General features: G+C 47.0%; 3 protein-coding genes. All 3 read right to left on the bottom strand.

The annotated features are described in order from the left end of the window. Window positions 1-18: 18 nt before the first annotated feature. The 3 genes from OCV37_RS04000 to OCV37_RS03990 are packed head-to-tail and all read right to left on the bottom strand — an operon-like array spanning window position 19 to window position 20200. Window positions 19-8871 (bottom strand): type I polyketide synthase, encoded by an 8853-nt coding sequence (locus tag OCV37_RS04000; protein WP_038182349.1) that lies wholly within the window; start codon window positions 8869-8871, stop codon window positions 19-21. Then, the gene (locus OCV37_RS03995) at window positions 8871-15020 is read right to left on the bottom strand and encodes an SDR family NAD(P)-dependent oxidoreductase (protein ID WP_051680625.1); all 6150 of its coding nucleotides are present in this window, start codon (window positions 15018-15020) and stop codon (window positions 8871-8873) included. The genes OCV37_RS04000 and OCV37_RS03995 overlap by 1 nt, the downstream gene beginning before the upstream one ends. Then, window positions 15017-20200: an SDR family NAD(P)-dependent oxidoreductase gene (locus OCV37_RS03990; protein WP_169739370.1), complete on the bottom strand. Its 5184-nt coding sequence runs from the start codon at window positions 20198-20200 to the stop codon at window positions 15017-15019. Before OCV37_RS03990 ends, OCV37_RS03995 begins: the two co-directional genes overlap by 4 nt. Window positions 20201-20214: the final 14 nt, after the last annotated feature.

Below are 20214 nucleotides of genomic sequence, written 5' to 3'. Positions count from 1 at the left end.
ATTCAAGTGAATACTCCTTTACAGCAGTGTTTCCAGTATGTGTGCGAGTTGCTCTTCATCCAGCTCATCCATATGCTTATTTGTATCCGGCAATGGCTTCTCTGTTGACTCACAGTCCGGTTCTAGTGTTTGCATAATATAGGTTGCTAGACTTTCTACATTGGGATAGTCAAATATCAGAGTTGCAGGTACTCTTATACGCAACTTTTTATATAGCTTTTGCTTCAGTTCAATGGACATCAAAGAATCAAATCCAAAGTCTTGAAATGGCTTTTGGTCATCCAGTTCACTCTCTTCATCCAACTTCATGATCTTTCTTGTAATTTGACGTAAATAGCTTTTAACAGAATCAAGTCGAGCCATTGATGGAAGCGCTCGAAGTTCTTCCAACAGATTAACGCTATTGTCTTCTTTCTCATTGTCGGTATCCGTTTGGTCAACCTGATGACTTTCTATCCAATGTTGAACAAACCCGGGTATCGGTCGATGCCCAAGCGCGCTAAAGATGGACCAATCCACATCAATGACCCCCGCTTGAATCACATCAGATGACATCAAGCGTTCCAAATCCATAATCGCTCTCGCTGGATTCAATAAACGCAGCCCAGTCTCTGATGTCTTTCCTGCTGCCATACCGATTTCGTCCCAGCCAGACCAATTGAGCGCCAGTGCTGGTAAGCCTAAAGCATGTCGATAATGCGCAAGCTGATCCATAAAACCGTTTGCAGCGGCATAATTACTTTGTCCTGCTGCCCCCAGTAACGAAGCCAATGATGAATACAGAACAAAACAATCAAGCGACATGTCCTGAGTTAATGTATGTAAATTCCAGCTTCCAATGACCTTGCTACGCATAACATGAGCGAAGTCATCATCAGTTAAGGAAGAGAAAGCCCCATCAGACAGCGTCCCAGCACAATGGAAAATGCCACACAGCGAGTCAGAAATCTGTTCCTCAGCAAGCAACGTCTCTAAAGCCGTCCTGTCAGAGACATCACAGGCTCTATACTCGAACTGAGCATTAAATGTGTCATGAAGTTCTTGCAATCGTTGACTGATTTGCTCATTTTCAGCACGTCGTCCTAGCAAGAGGAAGCGTCTTGCGCCATGACTTAGAAGCCATTTGCATGTCTCCAAAGCGAGTGCCCCCAATCCTCCTGTCAACAGGTAAAGCCCCGTGTCACGACAATGAAAAGCATTCTTCCCAACAATCTCCTCGCCAGCAAATTCCCCAATCCGTCGAACATAGCGGTGTTCTTGATGATAGCAGACCCAACTCAATGGCATTTGACACCATTCATTTTCCAAAAGGGTTGCGTTTTGCTGCAATGATAACGTATCCACATCGAGCATTCCGACAGAGCAATTTGACCATTCAAGGCTCAGTGATTTACAAAGTCCCGATGCAAACCCAAACAAAGGAGAACCACTTACTTTGCCAATTGGATGGGCATGTTCTTTTGAAAGCACCTGAAAACGTGTTGCTATACCAGAGTCAAACAAGGTTTCACTAAGGTTATGAGCGTATCTGACGGCAGAGACAAGCGCCATCATCCCTTGCATCCCGTCGCTGTTTGCTACGCTGCCATGCGGATCATATTGAGATAAACAGTAAATCAAAACAACATCATGACTTTCATGTCGTTCACGACACGTTTGTTCAACCACCTGAGTCGTAGGGTGATGCAGTATGTTCAGCGGTGCTAAAGCAGATGCGAAATCAGGGTCAATTTCATCTTCGACCGTGTTTAACAAAACATAAATTGGCGCCCCCTCTTCCGATGGTGTCAATGGCGTCGCCAAAGGTTCAGCCACCCACGCTTCATTCAGATAAGCAGAAGAAGCTCTGATCGGTTTGATCTGCTGCGCACTCACCCACCGAGTACATAATCCCTCAATACTCAGAAATGGTTGTTCCCCTTCGACCGACAAAGCGATGTCATGGACAAAAGCAGCGCCACGATCTTCTTTATTGAGACGGGTCTGACAGATAAATGGCAAGTTTGGGACCGCCTCTCTATCTCCCAGAGATGCCACAAGTAATCTATCAATAGTAACGGGAATTGTCGCCCCGCTCATATGACTAGTGCCTGGCTGTTCAGCCTTTGTCGCCAAAGCGATCGTTTGTAATAGTGAATCGAGCTCTCCCGGCACTAATGGCCCTGAATCACCTGCATACCAACGCATTTCTGACTTCGAGTAGCCAACAAACTGTTGGATCGACACAATACTGCGAAATTCATGAGACAAGGCAATTTCTGAAGAATAAAGTTCATCATAAAAAGTGGCTGCATTGATTTCAGTTAATGGTGGATTCGACACTGGAATCACGATAGAAGCAGCTTGAGTCTCCGTCGATTTTGCTCTAGCTCGCAAGTGTGTCCGGATCCCCTCAGAGTGTTCACTTAGAACTTCAATGCTGAACGCTTCGCCTTCATCTTCAGTGATCGTCGTAAACTCATACAAGGCCACTTCTGTCTCTGCATCAGGGATGAATGTTCCCTCACATAAAACATCTAAAACTTCCCAGCAACAACTCCCGCGCAAATCCCTGAGCATGCCAATAATCAGGGCTAAATGTGCAGCGGCTGGTACCACAAATTCGTTATGGACCAAATGGTCTTCGAGATTGAAAGGGGGCTGATTCAGGTAATCAACGGCATAAACCACCTTCGTTGCGCTTCTGGGGCCCAATCTCACGCCCAGATTAACTGCGTTGGAGCGTTCTTTTCGAACAGCTGAGAGTGGTTGCCAGAAATGTTGCCGCTGGAATGGATAACACGGTAAAGATCCGCCCAGCATCGACAGAGCCGACGTTTGGTGTCCCACACTTGTTACCGTGTGTGAACTTTCCAATATTGAGCGAAGTTCAGCAATCATCTCCCCCTGCGGCGCAGCTGCAAATATCCTTGTATGCGCCAACTCAGCACGACGCCAACTCTGCTGGCAAAAATCTTCATATTGTTTTGCAGGTAGCACAACCAATCTATCAAGATAAGCATGCATCATGTCGTTGAGTGCAACTTTTGTCGCGGCTGAGATTCGTAAACCATCTGGTGTATCCCTCTTTGTAGATATAGAGGCTCTTTCAGGTGCAGATTGCAATATCATGTGGACATTTGTCCCACTGAAACCAAATGAACTCACGGCTGCATAACGCTCAGTACCATCATGTGGCCATGGCTGTGTTGTGTCTGGGATACGAACCGTGTCGTCGAGCTGAATTTCTGGATTCAATTGCGCCAAATGTAGATGGGGCACAATCGTCTGATGGTACAAACAAAGCGCTGTTTTTATAAGTCCGGCAATGCCTGCCGCTGCTTCCGCATGTCCCATATTTGTTTTGACAGACGATACCCATAACGGGGAATGACGAGACAGCCTCTCTGCATAAACAGCTTGCGCTGCTGACATTTCAATGGGATCACCCAACGGTGTTCCCGTCCCATGCGCTTCCAACAGTTCAACCTGCGTGGGGTCAACCGCAGCATCCCGTAAAGCTCGACGCAAAACACGTTGTTGCGACTGTCCATTGGGTGCGGTAAGTCCTTGACTGTGACCATCCTGATTGGAAGCAGATCCTCGAATCACTGCGATGACATCATCCCCATCAGCAACGGCATCTTTTAAGCATTTAAGAACAACAAGACCACACCCTTCACTGCGGACATATCCATTCGCCTTGGCATCAAATGTTTTACAACGCCCATCAGGCGCTAACATACTCCCTTTAGAAAGTAAAACAGATGTTTCTGGTGACAACAGCAAATTCACGCCCCCCGCAAGCGCAATACTGCATTCACCTTGACGTAAAGCCTGAGTTGCGAGATGTACAGCCATTAGTGATGAAGAACATGCTGTATCCACCGCCAATGTTGGCCCTTGCCAATCCAGAGTGAAGGCTAAACGCCCAGCAGTAACACTTAATGCATTTCCTGTGCTATGGTGATGAGATAAGGTCGCTGCATCCGTCGGAAATCGCTTCGCATAATCATCAGGACCAGGACCAATGAATATCCCCCCCAGCACATCGGTGGCTGAAAAATCGTACCCCGCGCGCTCCAGGGCTTCCCACCCGGCCTCCAACAATAATCGTTGTTGTGGATCCATACACTGCGCTTCACGCGGCGTAATACCAAACAAACCACAGTCGAAAGCATCCAAGTGATCGATAATACCAGCACGTGCCGTGACTAGCTGCCCTTGACGCATCAATGATCGAACATCCCAACGAAGTGCATCAATCTCCCCGACTAAATCTCTCCCTTCCTTCAACGCTGACCAAAACGCTTCAGGGGAGTTCACACTACCAGGGAAACGACAAGCGATACCAACAATCGCAATATCCCGACGACTTGCTTGCTCATCAGACTCTGCGGGCAGCGTCTCAGACGTACTATCATACCCCTCTGTCGCACGCTGTTGATTGTCATGATCATGGAGTTCAATCTGTAAATGCCGAATAAGCTTGCCCACTTGTGGAAAGTCAAACAAGAACCTTGTCGGAATCTCCGCCCCAAGTTGCAATTGCAATTGTTCACGTAATTCAACCAAAGTGACTGAGTCCATACCCAGCGCATTGAGCGTGTCCATTTTTCCGATCTGGTCAGACTCAGATATACCGAGAATCGCAGCAATCGTATCGATCACGATAGTTTCAATCTGTTCGCGTTGGCATTTCCCCTTATTTCCGGATAGAGATGAGGACATTGACTGGGTTATTGCGCCATTTATGGGCGGCAACATCTCCGTCAAGAATGGGCGTGCAGTCTCCCCTTCCCGGGCTCGAACTCTGGGCCAATCAATCTCTGCTAACATCGACAATGGTGATGACGCCCCCAACCATGCTGCACACCGGTGTCGAATGACAGACAAAGGCAACGGCTTGATCCCCATACGACGGAGCTGGCGTTTCACATCGTCATGTGCTGTCATACCAGTGTCAGCAACGGCCCCCAGACGGATGCTCATGACAGGCTTACCTTGCTCATATCGTTGTAATGCGAGACCATCAAGATAACCATTCGCGGATGCGTAATTGGCTTGTCCAACCGCCCCCAACACCGATGCAATCGAGGATGTCATGACAAAAAAGTCCAGCGGCATATCTTCACTCAGTCGGTCAAGCCACCACCCACCGACAGCCTTAACATCAAATGCACGCGCAAACGATTCTGCATTCAATTGATTGAAAGCGGCATCCGACAATTGCCCAGCAGCATGAATGATGCCGGCCAAAGGCAGATGAGTATTCTTCAACACTTCAAAAACGTTCTGAATTGCATCACCATCAGTCAAATCAACACCATAGACACTAAGACGAGCCCCCAAAGACGTCGATTTCGTTCTTAATTCATTCAGTACATGATGCTCTGTCTGGCGAACCAAGAGGATTAGATCTTTCGCACCTTGCTCGAGAAGCATCTCCGCAAATAAGCGTCCTAAAGTCCCCGTTCCCCCGGTCACGAGATAGCTCCGTTCTGGGTGAACATTCACCCGGGATCGCTGATGCGTATCGGTTTGAGATGCAGAGACCAACCGGGGAACCAGAACCTGATCATCCACAAGGCGTCTCTCCCAATCGCCACAACGAGGCGTATGAATTTCGGCAGCTAACATCTGAGCCCGGCGTGTCACGTCTAAGCGATCATCCAAACCAATCAACGTCAGATCGAATGATGTTTCTTCACGCACGGTGCGGCAAAGTCCGGCAAGACCAGAAGCCAATGGCCTATAACCTTGTTCGCCACTATCAACCACAATGACTAACCTGGGAGTACGAGCCACTCGGTCTTGAGTCATTTGTACAATCAACGACAATGTTTCAAAACATGTTTGCGATTCAGGCGGAGCTTGTCCGTCTGGCATATATAAAATCACTGAATGACAATGATCAAGGGCACTCCCGTCTTGAATCAAAGCTTTCGGTGCCACAATTTGACATTCTGTCCCAATCTGAGCCATTGAATTCGATAAAGCTGCAGCCAATTGACACTCTTGTTCCGTGCATACTAAACAAAAATTATTCTGCTCATTCTCTGATTTTAAATATGTGTCTCCTGCCTGACTGAACAACACATGATTCCATACCACATCGTAGTCTAAGTTTGCTGAAGCAACGTTTCTGCGTCGTTCTCCCTCTAACCAATATGGTTGCCGAATAAACGGATACTGCGGCAAAGGCTGTGAACTCTTATAGGCGGAAATTTCTGGCCATTGAAACGGTAGGCCAGCAAGGTATAGAGAACGCATCGTTTCATAGCAGACATGATGGTTATTCCCACTTTGGAGCATATTCAACCATTGAGCATCTGACGTATCAGGTAACATTCTTGCCATATCAATCAGTTGTCTATGTGGCCCTAACTCTACACACAAACGAGAAGAGGCATCCTGCCAATCCGGTTCTGCCGTCAGGGCCGCAATGGCCTGTTCAAACAGAACAGCCCCGCTGACCTGAGAGACCCAATAGGATGAATCTAATAATTCTTCATCGACGGAACGTCCCAACGCAGTAGAAATAAAGCTAATCTGCGGACGATTAAAATTAGTCTGTTGCACAACGGCTTCGAATTCACGCAACATAGGGGTCATCATCGATGAATGAAAAGCATGAGAAACCGGCAATGAAACACACCGAATGTCGCGTTTCCCAGCAATCTGAGCCAAATGCTGAATGGCCTCCCCTGAACCAGATAGCACGTGGTTTTTGGGACCATTTACAACGGCTAAACTCACATCTTGACGGCTATGCGTTAACAATTCCTCTACTTGTTGGCGATCCGCAAAAACGACCATCATTCCCCCGGGGGAACAACGTTCAACCATTAATCGTCCTCTAGCAACGATCATCCGAGCAGCATCATCCAAATCGAAGATACCAGCGACAACCGCTGCGGCATATTCGCCGATACTGTGTCCCAACACATATTGGGGCATCCCAACACGTGTCGACAAAAATTGAGCAAGAGCATACTGCAAACAGAATATGGCCGGCTGAGTATACTGAGTGTCATTGAGTTGAGCAGCTTCATGCCAGATTACAGATAGAATTGAACGACCAAGGTGAGGTTGAATAGCCGCGTCAGCGTGTTCTAACCACCGTCGAAAATCCGGCTGGGTTTCAAACAGAACCTTTCCCATCTGAACATACTGCGAGCCCTGCCCCGTAAAAAGCCATGTAACAAGCGGTGGCAGTGAGGGTTCCCTTACATCCTCATTATGGCTGGCAGCTTTCAGTTGAGATACCAGCGTTTGACGATCTGTCGCAACAAAACCGGCACGATACGGATATTGACTGCGCCCTGCGTTAACAGCAGCACAAGCCCCTTGCCAGTCTCTTTCTGAGGCAAAATACTCACTGTAGTCTTGCAGCAATAATTTTAAGGCTTGTGGATCTTTAGCCGAAATACCAAGAAAAGCATGAGATTCTGAGGTCGACTTTTCAAGAACAGGAGAGATTGTTTGCGGAGCCTCCACATCAACAACAGCACTGACCGGGTCCTGAAGAATAAGGTGGGCATTGGTGCCACTAAAACCAAAACTGCTCACTCCCGCATAAAACGGGTGCTCAGGGTCATAGGTCAATGGGGTCGAATTGTTGACAATATCTAAATCATCCCCCCAATAAATCAATGTGGATTTTTGTGCCACATTGATTTGTTTTGGCAACATGTGATGTTTCAAGGCCAATACGACTTTTATCACCCCAGCGACCCCACTCGCGGCCTCAAGGTGACCGATATTCGCTTTAATTGAGCCAATCAAAAGTGGCGATTGTCTTACCTGCTCTTGACACAGTGCCTGTCGTAGTGCCTTCGCTTCAATCGGATCCCCTAGCTCTGTCCCAGTACCATGTGTTTCAACATACTGAATTGCCGCCGGGTCCACTTGGGCAACCTTCAATGCCGTCTTGATTAAAGATTGTTGTGCATAACCATTCGGAACCGTTAAGCCACTACTGGCACCATCTTGGTTGACATGCCCAGAACGAATGACAGCTAGTATTTGGCATTTCTCTGCCACGGCATCTTCAAGTCTCTTGAGCACAAGCACGCCACATCCTTCACCTCGCACCAATCCATCAGCATCATGACTAAATGGACTGCAATGACCACTGGCACTCAGTACTTTATTTTGCGCTAATGCAACCGTTGGTCCGGGACTCAATAAAGTATTCACCCCGCCAGCCAAAGCTGTATGGCATTCCTGATTCACGAGACTTCGACAAGCCTGATAAATTGCAACCAAAGAGGAAGAGCACGCCGTATCAATTGCTAAGGCCGGACCATTAAAACCGTAGTAGTAAGCGAGCCGCCCTGCCGCTGAGTTCAACGATGTACCTGTAATCGAGTAGGCATCAGGGCTCGCATCACGATCCCCTGAAAAGGTCATTGCACCGTATTCACTCGAGCTAATCCCAACAAAAACACCGACGGCTTCATTCCGTAAACGCTCAGCAGATATCATTGCATTCTCAAGTGCATGATAACTGACTTCCATTAATAAACGCTGTTGTGGATCCATTTGACGGGCTTCTCGCGGAGAAATACCAAAAAATCTCGCGTCAAATTGCTCAATATCTGACAGATAACCAGCACGACGGCTATAGGTTTTTTCTGGTGTCCCAGGGTTCGGATCGTAATAATCATCGATGTCCCAACGCGTCAATGGCACCTCCGATATAGCCTCGTCACCTTGTTGAAGCAATTCCCATAATGCTTCAACATTATCTGCACTGGGAACACGACACCCCATCCCTACAATCGCAATCGGTTGATTAATCTGTGCTGACAAAGCACGGATCTTCTCACGACTCTGTTTTATCAATGCATTCTGTCTGGCTAAGAGTAATTCATGCGTCTGGTCCATCAGATATCCTCCAATGTTTCTTGCATGGCTTTTAATTCATGCTCTATCTGTTCCAAAGTGACTCCAGATGTAACGGAGTCCTGCGGTTGAGACGCGTTGAACACAGAAGAAATATGCTGTCCATTTTTCTGTGTCACATCGGTCTTCTCTAGTTGATGTTTGAATTGGTCAAATAACCACTGACTCAAGCGTTGAAGATTTGCATTGTCCAAAACATCAATAGACGACACTTCTTTTCCAGACATGCCTGCAACCTTTTCTGCAAAAGACATCGTTAATAACGAATCCATCCCGAGTTCATGAAACCCTGTTTCCAGATAACTTTTGATGTCACCGCTTAATCCCAACACATCTCGCAAAATACTGAACAATTCTGCCTCAACAAATTTTCGACGCTTCGCGACTGGTTGTGCCATAAAACGATTTGAGAATGAATATTCATCAGCATGAGTCATAACAGAGGCATCACTGCGATAACTTCTCAAACCAAGTTTCTCAAAATAGGACTGCAACCAACTTCCTCGATAGAAAGGTTTAAAGATGCGCCAATCAATGTCTAAAATCGCACACTCAGCAGCTCGCAATTCACCAATGAGCATCTTTGCGATGTCCTGCACTTTGAAACTTCGAACACCAACCCGCAGTGCCGCTTCCTTACCCGCAAGATTTAACATTCCGGCATCCACAGGTCCCAACTGGACAACAGAGCCAGCAAGCCCTAGCGAACGACGAAGCTGTATTACACGATCAGCAAAATGATTCGCAAACACGTAGTGTGCTTTCCCTTTAGCCCCCCATAGCCCAACCATCGAAGAGAGAACTAAGAATGTTTTAAGATCCCTTGGTGCGCGTTGATGCAGATACCAAGTGCTTGCTAGCTTGGATAACACCACCTCTCTTAAATCACCCGACTGACTTTCACGAATCATCTGATCACCACCGATACCCGCGGTATGAATTAAATGTTCAAGATGGAGAGATTGGGCTTCTATCTGTTCGAAGACATCATCGACTTGAGCGGGAATACTCAAATCCGCTTCAATCGCTAGCACTCTAAAACCCATGTTTTCCAAAGCATGTACCTGAGTTTGTTGAGAGCTGCCTTCGATATGACGGCTAACCAAGACCAAAGTACCTTTTGTATTTTGTCCTGTAGGATAATTTCCATTTGACTTCATAAATGCCCCTAAAGCATTCGTCAACGCAGTTCCAATGCCACCAAAACCACCCGTGATGAGCACAGCACCTCCAGCACAGAGGCTTTGAACTATCGAATTAGACATAGCCCCTTCTTCTTTGGCTATGTCAGGCAACAATAATGGCTGATAGGGTTGATTAGCTCTGATCGCGATATAGCGTAAATGTCCTGGCTGCCGAATATGGGACAACATTTGTTGAATCATCGATACTCTGTCTTGATCACCGCACAGTTTTTCACAATCAATCACACCGCCAATCCGACCTGGGTATTCTAATGCTGCACTTTTCATCACTCCCGTCATGGTCGATTGGCCAAGTCCTGTGAGTGGATCCGACGGCAACACTTTTTCGGCTTGTGTCGTCACCCCCCAGACACGGGTTTGATAAAAACGTTTGTCTTCAAATAAATGACGGCACAGTGACATCGTTGATTCAGCACACTGTATACTCGCTTCAACGATGTCTGGACTGTCTTCAGTATCCGGAGGAAAACAAACAAGGTAATCTGGCGAGTATTGTGCGGGTAACTTGACACCACTCATGATATCTTTCCAAGAAAGACATTCACACAAAGCGCCTTGTTGCTTAAGCTCTTCGACCCAGATTTGCGCCTGACCATCTTGAATTAAAAGCCATTGTTCCTGTTCGGAACAATTTTCAGCTTGAGCCACAATGAGCGCTTCAGCGCTCATTGGATGAGGCAGGATAGACTGAGCGTAAGAAAAATCGTGTTCTAAAAGTTGCTGCTCCCATTGTTCAGCACTCATCACCGCATAATCAGGGCGTAGCATCGTGTCTTCAAAACGCCACCAACCTTCTGTCATCCCAAAACTCAAATCGGCAGCCAACTGTTGTGAAATACATTCCCGTAACAACAAGTATCCATCAGGGGCGAGCAACTCTCGAACGTGTCCCAGTGTCTGAGAGATAGAGCGTGTTGCATGCAGGACATTTGCTGCAATGATGAGATCATAAGTCCCAGCTTCAAATAATTGCTCGGCAATCGGTTGTTCGATATCTAAAATTTGGAATTCCATGAAGGAATGGTTCTGGAATATCTCCTCCGCCCTTTTAAGAAATAATGATGAGATATCCGTAAAGCAGTAAGTCTCAACAGGGAGGTCATGCAAAGCCTCAAGTACACTTTTCGTTGTTCCTCCAGTTCCTGCTCCAATTTCTAAAATCCTTAACGGACGCTTTGCACTCAAGGCCGCTACCATCTGCCCAAGCTGCGCATTGAGCGCCCTAGAAATGGGGGAATTCAAATAAACAGCATCACTACCAACCATTGATGTATCCCGGAATAGGATATCCAATGGGTCTTGTTCACCCAGCAGTACACCTCTTAAAGCAGAGACACAGTGTTGCATGAATATGGTTTCCGAGTCGTACTCGGGATAAGATACGGAAAGTTGTGTCCAATCTATATGGGCTAGCTCATCAGCAACCGAGGCCTCTTGGCCTGTCTTTTTCAACAAGTGCCAAAGGTGAGAAAACAGTTTCTGCTGAGACTCATGAATCCGGCATTGGGCCAATGCTTTCGGAAGAGAAATGTTGTCAACATATCCCAATTCTCGGAATGTTTTGACAACAGCTTTTAAACAGAACTGCTCAACACCTTGCCGATAAGCATTATAAGTTTCCAATCCAAATCGCTCTGCCCAAAAATCAGCTGTTTCAACATTCTGAAATAAAGCAGAAGGAGATAAAAAGCTAGTGGGTTCAGCCCCCCCCTCTGTTTTCCAAGATGATCGTTGCCAGGTCTGAGAATAAAAACATTGAGCAGGAGACAACCATTCAGAGGTTGACTGAACTGCTGTTGAATGCGTTGAAGCTTTCGGCAATCGTTTAAAGAAGACATCAGAAAAAGCCCCCACAACTTGCCCATTTTGCTGGGTAATCAATACATCAAAACAACGCCCATCATTACTTGGTTTCGATAACATCCGCACAATTAAGCTCGATGGTAAATCCGTTTCAAATACTGCATTTCCCAGAGACGCAAGCAAATGAACGTCAGAGTTCGTTTCTGGCTGGCCACCGCTAATCTGGAAACAACTATCAAGTAACAGGGTAAATAATGTCGTCGATTCGGCCAGATCTGCTTTTTCAAGGACAACTTGACCTTCCAGCACATTGGTATTTGACTTCAACTGTTTTACGCCCCGGAATTGTTCCCCTAATATCACCCCGGCTTCATGATGCTGCGCATACAATTGATCAACATCTAGAATATCCCAGCGATACTCATCAGCAACGTGGAAGGACTCTAGGTCAATTATGGACACAACTGATTCTGTTCGAGGGGTACATTTTGCACTTGCATGACGAATCCAATCTTTATCTCGAACTGTCGAACCACGACTCCACAAAACGATATCGACTTGTGGTGTTCCCCCATCAGAGGGGTGTCGTTGAACCTGAGCAAGGTATGACCTATCAGCTAAATCAAGATCAACGGGATGGAAAAACTCGATTGCTGACAACTGTAACTGAGCAACATCCAGCGCATCTGCCGCTAAATGATGCATGAGTTCGATTAATAATGAGGCAGGTAAAATTCGATGCCCCTGAACACGATGCTGTTCAATGAAATCGAGCCATGGTGTCTCTGCATCCAATTCATAGGTCAACATCTCATTCGGTTGACTGAGTTTATGCGTGACCATTGGATGAATATCAGACCTGAGCATATTTTTTTTGTGTAGTATGCAATCAACCCGAGGGGACTTGAATGTTTTATAGTCAAATTGACGCTTCGGAAAATCGTCAATCACAGCATACTTTTGGGAATAACAAGATGACCACTGAATCGCCACACCTGCGGAAAATAGTTTAGCCAGTGCAGGAGATAATGTTTTCTGACCCGCCAATACCTGAAACTCACACTTATCCTTGTCCAGAAAATCAGGGCATCTTTGCCCTAAGACAAGAGATGACGACATTGCCGCAGCCATATCTTCTGGTTGCTCCAGTTGTAGAGTCGCATTCGGCCCAATCAGCCAAACATCAGGTGCTGCTGACGACCGTATCAAATAAGGTTGTTGTGTAGGCGCTTCTGTCCCTGTCAACCAGGCATGAATATACGCAGGTTCAATGCCTTCCGCCAAAATCTGATCAGGGTAAACACCATAATGTGCGAGTTGCTCGAGTAAACCACGATGCAATCGAACATGCTCAGTTTCCTGAGACCAAGAGCCTGTCACGATGTCTTCATGCTTCTCTGTTGAAATGAGTTCACGTAATTGGTCTGGATCATCCTCTCCTGACAAAACCAGCACGATGGGATTGCGTTGCATAGAAGACACTCTTCCTCGCATCGCTTCTTGTAATGCTTTGATCAACTCATCGGGGTCAGCCCCACAAACAGCAATTCGTTCAGACAAAGCTGCCCGTCGACAAGTCGAGGTGTAACTCACAGTGGGTAAGGTTTGTGTCGACTGGCTCCCAAGGTAGCGAATCATATCTTCGACATGACGATGTAGCGCTCCAGATGTTTTCGCACTCAAGGCAAGTACCACTGGCCCCGTCATCGATGTATCCGTCTTGTCCGCATGTACCTCTTTATTGACCGATACAGCAGACACAATGGCATGAACATTGGTTCCACTAAAACCAAAGTTACTAATACCAGCACTCACGCTTGCCCCATCAGGGCAGCTCAGTTTTTCGGTTGTCAGAGGAATACGAAAAACATCACTATCCCAGTCGATCTTCGGGTTAATTTGCTCGAATCCGCGTTGTGGGGGGGCTTCTGAACGACTGACGATAAGAGCGGCTTTAATCAGACTGGCAATGCCCGAGGCGGCTTCCAAATGCCCTAAGTTAGCTTTGACACTCCCGACATGAATTGGCAACTGCGCGTCATGTCCTAAAGAAAAAACGGATGCCAATGCACGTGCCTCTATCGGGTCACCCAAACTGGTTCCTGTGCCGTGAGCTTCAACATATTGGATGTCCTCTGCTCTGAGATTGGCCTGAGCAAGTGCTGATTGAATCACCGCTTCCTGAGCCGAACCATTCGGAACAGTCAATCCACTACTATGACCATCATGGTTGATCGCGACACTTTTGATCACCGCATGGATACGATCTCCATCTTGTAAAGCATCTGACAATCGTTTGAGTACGACAACACCGCAGCCTTCACCTCGAACATAACCCTTTGCACGCGCATCAAATACATGGCAATCGCGTTCTGAAGTCAACATTCGTGCCCGTGAAAAATTCACCCCGGAATGTGGGGTCAGAACAGCATTCACGCCCGCAGCCAGCGCCAATTGACAATGATGATCCTGTAAGCGCCGACAAGCTTCATTCACAGCAACAAGAGAAGAAGAGCAAGCCGTATCGATTGACATCGTTGGCCCAGTAAAGTCATAGAAATATGATAAACGTCCGGCAGCCATACTTGGCGAATTGCCCGATGCAATATAAGCATTCGCATGTTGAACATCAGCCGATAGTGCCATGCCATAATCTTGGCTACCAATACCGACAAAAACTCCCGTATCACTCCCCCGCAATGCATGTATATCATAACCGGCATCTTCTAATGCTTCCCAGCTTTGAACCAGCAACAGCCGTTGCTGCGGGTCAAGGTTTTCTGCCTCAACCGCTGACAAACCAAAGAATTCAGCATCAAAGTCATAAATGCGTTCCAGTAACCCGGCATAGGGAGAGACTAATTTACCGACCGCATCATAATCCGAATCAACAAACTGCTGATTACTCCATCGGTCGTTGCCAACTTCAATGACACCACTTTTACCGGCATCTAACAGATTCCAGAATGACGAGAGATCACGGACCCCTCCGGGAAATCGGCAGCCAATACCAATGATTGCAATATCTGTTTGGTGATTTTTTTCATATTGTGCAAGTCGATTTTTGAGCGCTTTAATCGTTTTAATCGATTGCAGCAGCACATCTTTATTGTTTGCCGTCACGAGGTTTCCTCCAGACGTTCAATCTCTTCGTGTAAAATCCGTGCCAGCTCATCTTCGCTATAATTCACCATCTCATCAGTCTCATGCTCTTCTTGCGCCATTGAAGGTGTATGGACAAACAACGAACCCAGTTGATGTTTGGCAAGGAAACTTGATAGTGCAGTAATAGTCGGATAATCGAAGGCGATGGTTTGGGGCAACGGACAACCCAGTTCTTTTTCTAGTTTTTTATGGAGAATCATAGAATGAAGTGAGTCGATCCCGAGCGCACTAAAGCCTTCAAAATCCTCAATTAATTGAGGGGCATTCTGGTCAAGACACTCACTTACAATCTGCTTAAGGCGCTCTTTCAGCAAACGCATGCGGCGTTCAGGAGCAACCTTCGATAGAGAAGATGATAAACTTTCATCCGGTTCATCATTTTCGGTTTGATCATGCAACAGTCCGGTCTCGACTGAATGTAAGTCTTCGCACAATGGCAGCGGTGCCATTGTGGTCGATAAATAACGCTGCCAGTCAATATCACCAATCGCAATAACCGGTGGCAAAGACTCAGGTTCGGTAGCACTCGCCAATACCCCCCCTAGCGCGTGGAGGTAGCTCTCCTCCTCCAACATCGAGACACCCATTTGTCGATAGTGTGCTGCTAATCCTTTTCCCGCCCGACTGGCCATGCCACCACCAGCCCAAGGCCCCCATTGAATGGCCAGTCCGGGCAAATTCTGAGTACGGCGATGTAGGATGACCTTCTCTGCCATCGCATTCGAAAAGGCATAACCTGACTGACCACTCTGACCTAGCAATGACACCAATGAAGAGAACACGACAAAATACTGTAATGGTTGATCGAGGGTCGCTCTATGAAGATTGAGAGTCCCTTGATGCTTCGCATGCAACATTTCTTCAACTTGTGACCAGGTATGCTGTTCAAACAAATTTTGCTCCAGCACACCCGCACAATGGAAAATACCATTCAATGGAGGCGCTTTTGCGAGTGTGTTCTCCAGCACACCTTGTAAGGTAGCAAAATTGGAGACATCCCCCCTGACCGTTTGAATGCTTGCATTGAAATCGCGACACCATTGCTGCAACAATACTGTTTGCGCCTCATCAGGAGGACGTCGATTCAGATTAATGATATGTCGTGCTCCACAACGTAACAGCCATTGGATGAGACTTGCGCCCGCTCCCCCCGTTCCCCCTGTCACAATGTAACTATGTTGTGCCGACAGAATTGGCATGTAATTCGCTGAAAACGGAGGAAGCTCTGTCAGTCGTGGGATATAAGCTTGATTTGCTGAGAGGTAACACTCCGTTTCTTTTGTCGTGAGCAACCATGTCATAGACTGTGGTAAGCAGTCAGACAATTCAGCATTGCATGAAACCAGTGTCGCTGAAAAATCAGCTCGCTCTTTACGATAGCAGGATAAAACTGCCTGCCAGCAGGAATTGCCCCCGGTGGAGGCACGATTCAACCGACTGGATTCACACACAAGCAGATGGCCACTTTCAAAACGTGCTGTCACAAGATCTTGTAAGACTTGCCAAACAGACGCGGCCGAGTTCTGCCAAGAAGCGGTAGACATATCTTCTGTCGACTCTGCTCCATCATTCAAACAAACGACGGTTCTATCAAATCGCCCCTGTAAAGAAGGAACTTGTTCGAAACTTGCTTCCGTAATAGTCAAACCTTGTGCAACCAATGTTTGATACCATTGCTGACACAACCGCTCGGCACCCTTCTGAGAGACAAGTAGCACATGGGAAAGTGTTGACAGTTCCGACGCTGCTTGGTGGCACTCAACCTCGGCATCTTTCCACCGCTTAACATAATACTTGGTAGGAACACACCATTGGGTTGCTTGTTCCTGGCGCTGAGAAAATGCTTGTGCAAGTCCGACACTTTCATTGAGTGGGCGGTCACTATACCAACAGCGAACACGATGGAAAGGTTGGGCTGGCAAGGCGCGGGAATGCCCCCCTTCCCCACGCTCGACAATTACATGTGCATTGGTCCCGTTAAACCCAAAAGAACTGACCGCACCCAATAATCGCCCCGTATCCTCTAGTACCTGAGATTGACGAGGAATGACGATCCCCTGCGTCGCATCAATATAAGGATTGATCGTATTAAAATGTAACTGGCCAGGCATTGTTCGCTTTTGCAGGGTCAATACCAGTTTTAATAATCCCGCTAAACCAGAAGCAGACTCTGTATGACCGATGAATGACTTGATGGTCCCTAATTTCAGAGGCGCAGACCTCGACTTTCCATCCGTATAGACAGCACGTAAGGCATGATATTCAATCGGGTCGCCAAGTGGCGTTCCTGTCCCATGAGCTTCAACCAAAGTCACCTGTTCGGGTGAAACCTCAGCATCTTTTAATGCGGCACGAATCACCTGCTCTTGAGCCCTCCCGTTGGGAGCGGTCAGTCCACTACTCCGCCCATCATGATTGACCGCACTGCCGTGAATCACCGCATGAATTCTGTCTCCGGCCGCTTGAGCATCAGACAAACGTTTGAGCACCATCACAACACAACCTTCGGCTCTGACATAACCATCTGCCGATGCATCAAATGCAGATCCTCGTCCTCTCTTCGACAAAGCACCAGCCTTAGACAACAACACAAAACTTTCTGGTGCAATTAATGTGTTCACACCACCAACAATGGCGATTTTCCCTGATTCACGACGAAGGTGACGTACGGCAGCATCTAACGCAACAAGAGAAGATGAACAGGCAGTATCATATGCAATCGCCGGCCCCTTGAGTCCAAACAGATGAGAGATTCTCCCTGCAATCAAGTTCATCGATTGCCCCGTAGGCATCAGCCCTGCGTACTCACTACTTATATCTGATCGACACAGTGGACCATATTCGTTCTGACCAATCCCAAAAAACACCCCCGTATCGGCCATCTCACTCGATGTGCCATCGATCAAATGATGCGGTTCTATACCTGCATCTTCAAAGGCCCGCCACGTTGTTTCAATCGCTAGTCGTTGCTGCGGATCCATGAACTTCGCTTCATTATGAGACAATTGAAAACATGCATGGTCAAAACCTGAAATATCGTCCAAATATCCCCCAGCAAGGTTAAATGCCTTACCTGATTCATCATTCATCGAACAAAAACGGGACAGATCAAAACGATGAACAGGCGTGCGATTAATCACATCTTTGCCATCATTCAGCGCTTGCTCCATCATCGTCCATAAGGATTCTGGGTTATCAGCACTGGGTAACTGACAAGCCATTGCCACAATAGCGATAGCCTCATTTCCCTGTGCGTTTGTATGGGTAGAATGCGTTTGTTCAACGGTAGGAGCATTTGCTTCCTGTTTCATCGTCTGAGCATATAGCTTGTACCATTGCTCAGAGATATCGACTGACATTTCGTAGAGGTTCGGATAATCGTAAATGACAGTTGGACGGCATGGCACTTCAAACCGCTGACGGATTCTCTGACTTAGCTCAACACCGAGAATCGATGTTAAACCAATCTCTTGCGTCGGTTTGTAAACCGCATTCTCAATCAACACCTCACCCAGTAACTCACTCACGATGCTACACAAGACCTCCAACGTTTGCTGCGGGTCAGAGAAATTTTCAAGACTTGTATTTTCCACAACTGGTTGGTATATGGTCTCAGCACCACCAATCAAATGTCGAAACCAACGCAAATGCTTGTCCATCGGTAGATGCTGAGCGTAACGTTGCCACGCGACATCAACCACCTGAACCTGAGATCCAACCGTATTCATTAAACGGCCAAGCATCGCCATACCGACATTCGGTTCAATCAAACCCAATCCTAAATGGCTGAAAGACTCCTGCTGCTGGTCAATAACCATTCCGATATTTGCCCAAGGCCCCCAAGCAATACTTTTCGTGAAGTGTCCCTGATGATTACGATACGTACTCAAAGCATCTAGGAATCGATTCGCCATCGCATAAGGAATCAACGATGCGGTTCCCCAGCAACCAGATATGGATGAAAAATAAATCTGGAAATCAAGGGCCGCATCTCTTGTCAGCACATCGAGGAACAAGGCGCCAGCAGCTTTTGCTCGCATCATGCTATCAATCGAGTCGATATCCAGATGATTTAAAGCGACTTGCTGGCTACTGCCCGCGACATGAAAAATACCTTTTAATGCGGGTCCCTGCCGACGTAAGTCATCTAACGCTTCTCTCACTGCTGACAAGTTGCCCAAATCGACCGAAATCAAATCAATCTCAGCATGCGGGTACATTCGATGCCAATGATTCAAGGTTTGTTCAATCTCTGGTACCTCTTTCCCTCTCCGGCCAAATACAACGACTCGAGATACGCCATGATTGAGTAGATGCGACACCAACCGACGCCCAATGCCTCCCATTCCCCCAGTGACCAGATAAGTGGCATTCGGTTTTAGACGAACCATATCACCGGTCGATTTTGTAGCCGTCGTCGAGCGATGAAGTTCCGGGATATAGCGTATTCCTGCTCGGTAGGCGACCTCTTCATCCCCCGCATCACACAAGACTTCTTCGATCGCAGAGGTGAGAGACAATGTTGACGTATCTAAATCGATGCATCCCCCCCACATCCGAGGACACTCTAATGATAAAGATTTTCCTAAAGCAATCAGAGGGGAAGCGACAGTATCAATTTCATGTTCATCCTCGGGTAACGACTGCCCCCAATGCGTGAACAACCATAATCTGGGAGGACTGACCCGCTCTGCGATCACAGCAGCCAAAGCCATTGTTGCCGACCAAATATCTAACATCGTCTGCGCAGCCTTTGGTGCTGAGATATCAAATGAAGTATTTGGCAAAAGAAAGATTAATATATCAATATATTCGAGACGCCCCTCTAGTTGTCTTGATATGTTTTGTGGCGTCCACCCCTGAGTTGTATCCAGTACGAAGTACTCAACCTGAATGCCACTGTCCTCCATCGATATTTCAGGGAAACTCTCATGGGAAGGGATAATGATCATCAACCGAGCAGATATCTCTCCGTCTTCAAGTTGCGGTAGAGATATTTGTTGCCAATGGGTCTGATAAATAGGCACTTCACTAACTTCATCTGGCCTTAGCTGTAACACTTCCTCACGTAATGCTACGACCAATTCACTCAATTGAGCTTTGGTCAGATGATTAAGTTGGTCTCGAAAATGGGGCAATTCAGTCTCCTTCG

It is taken from the genome of Vibrio rhizosphaerae (assembly GCF_024347095.1).
Classification (GTDB): Bacteria; Pseudomonadota; Gammaproteobacteria; order Enterobacterales; family Vibrionaceae; genus Vibrio; species Vibrio rhizosphaerae.
Note: the sequence above shows the minus strand (reverse complement) of the source record. Positions and strands in the feature narration are given on the sequence as shown.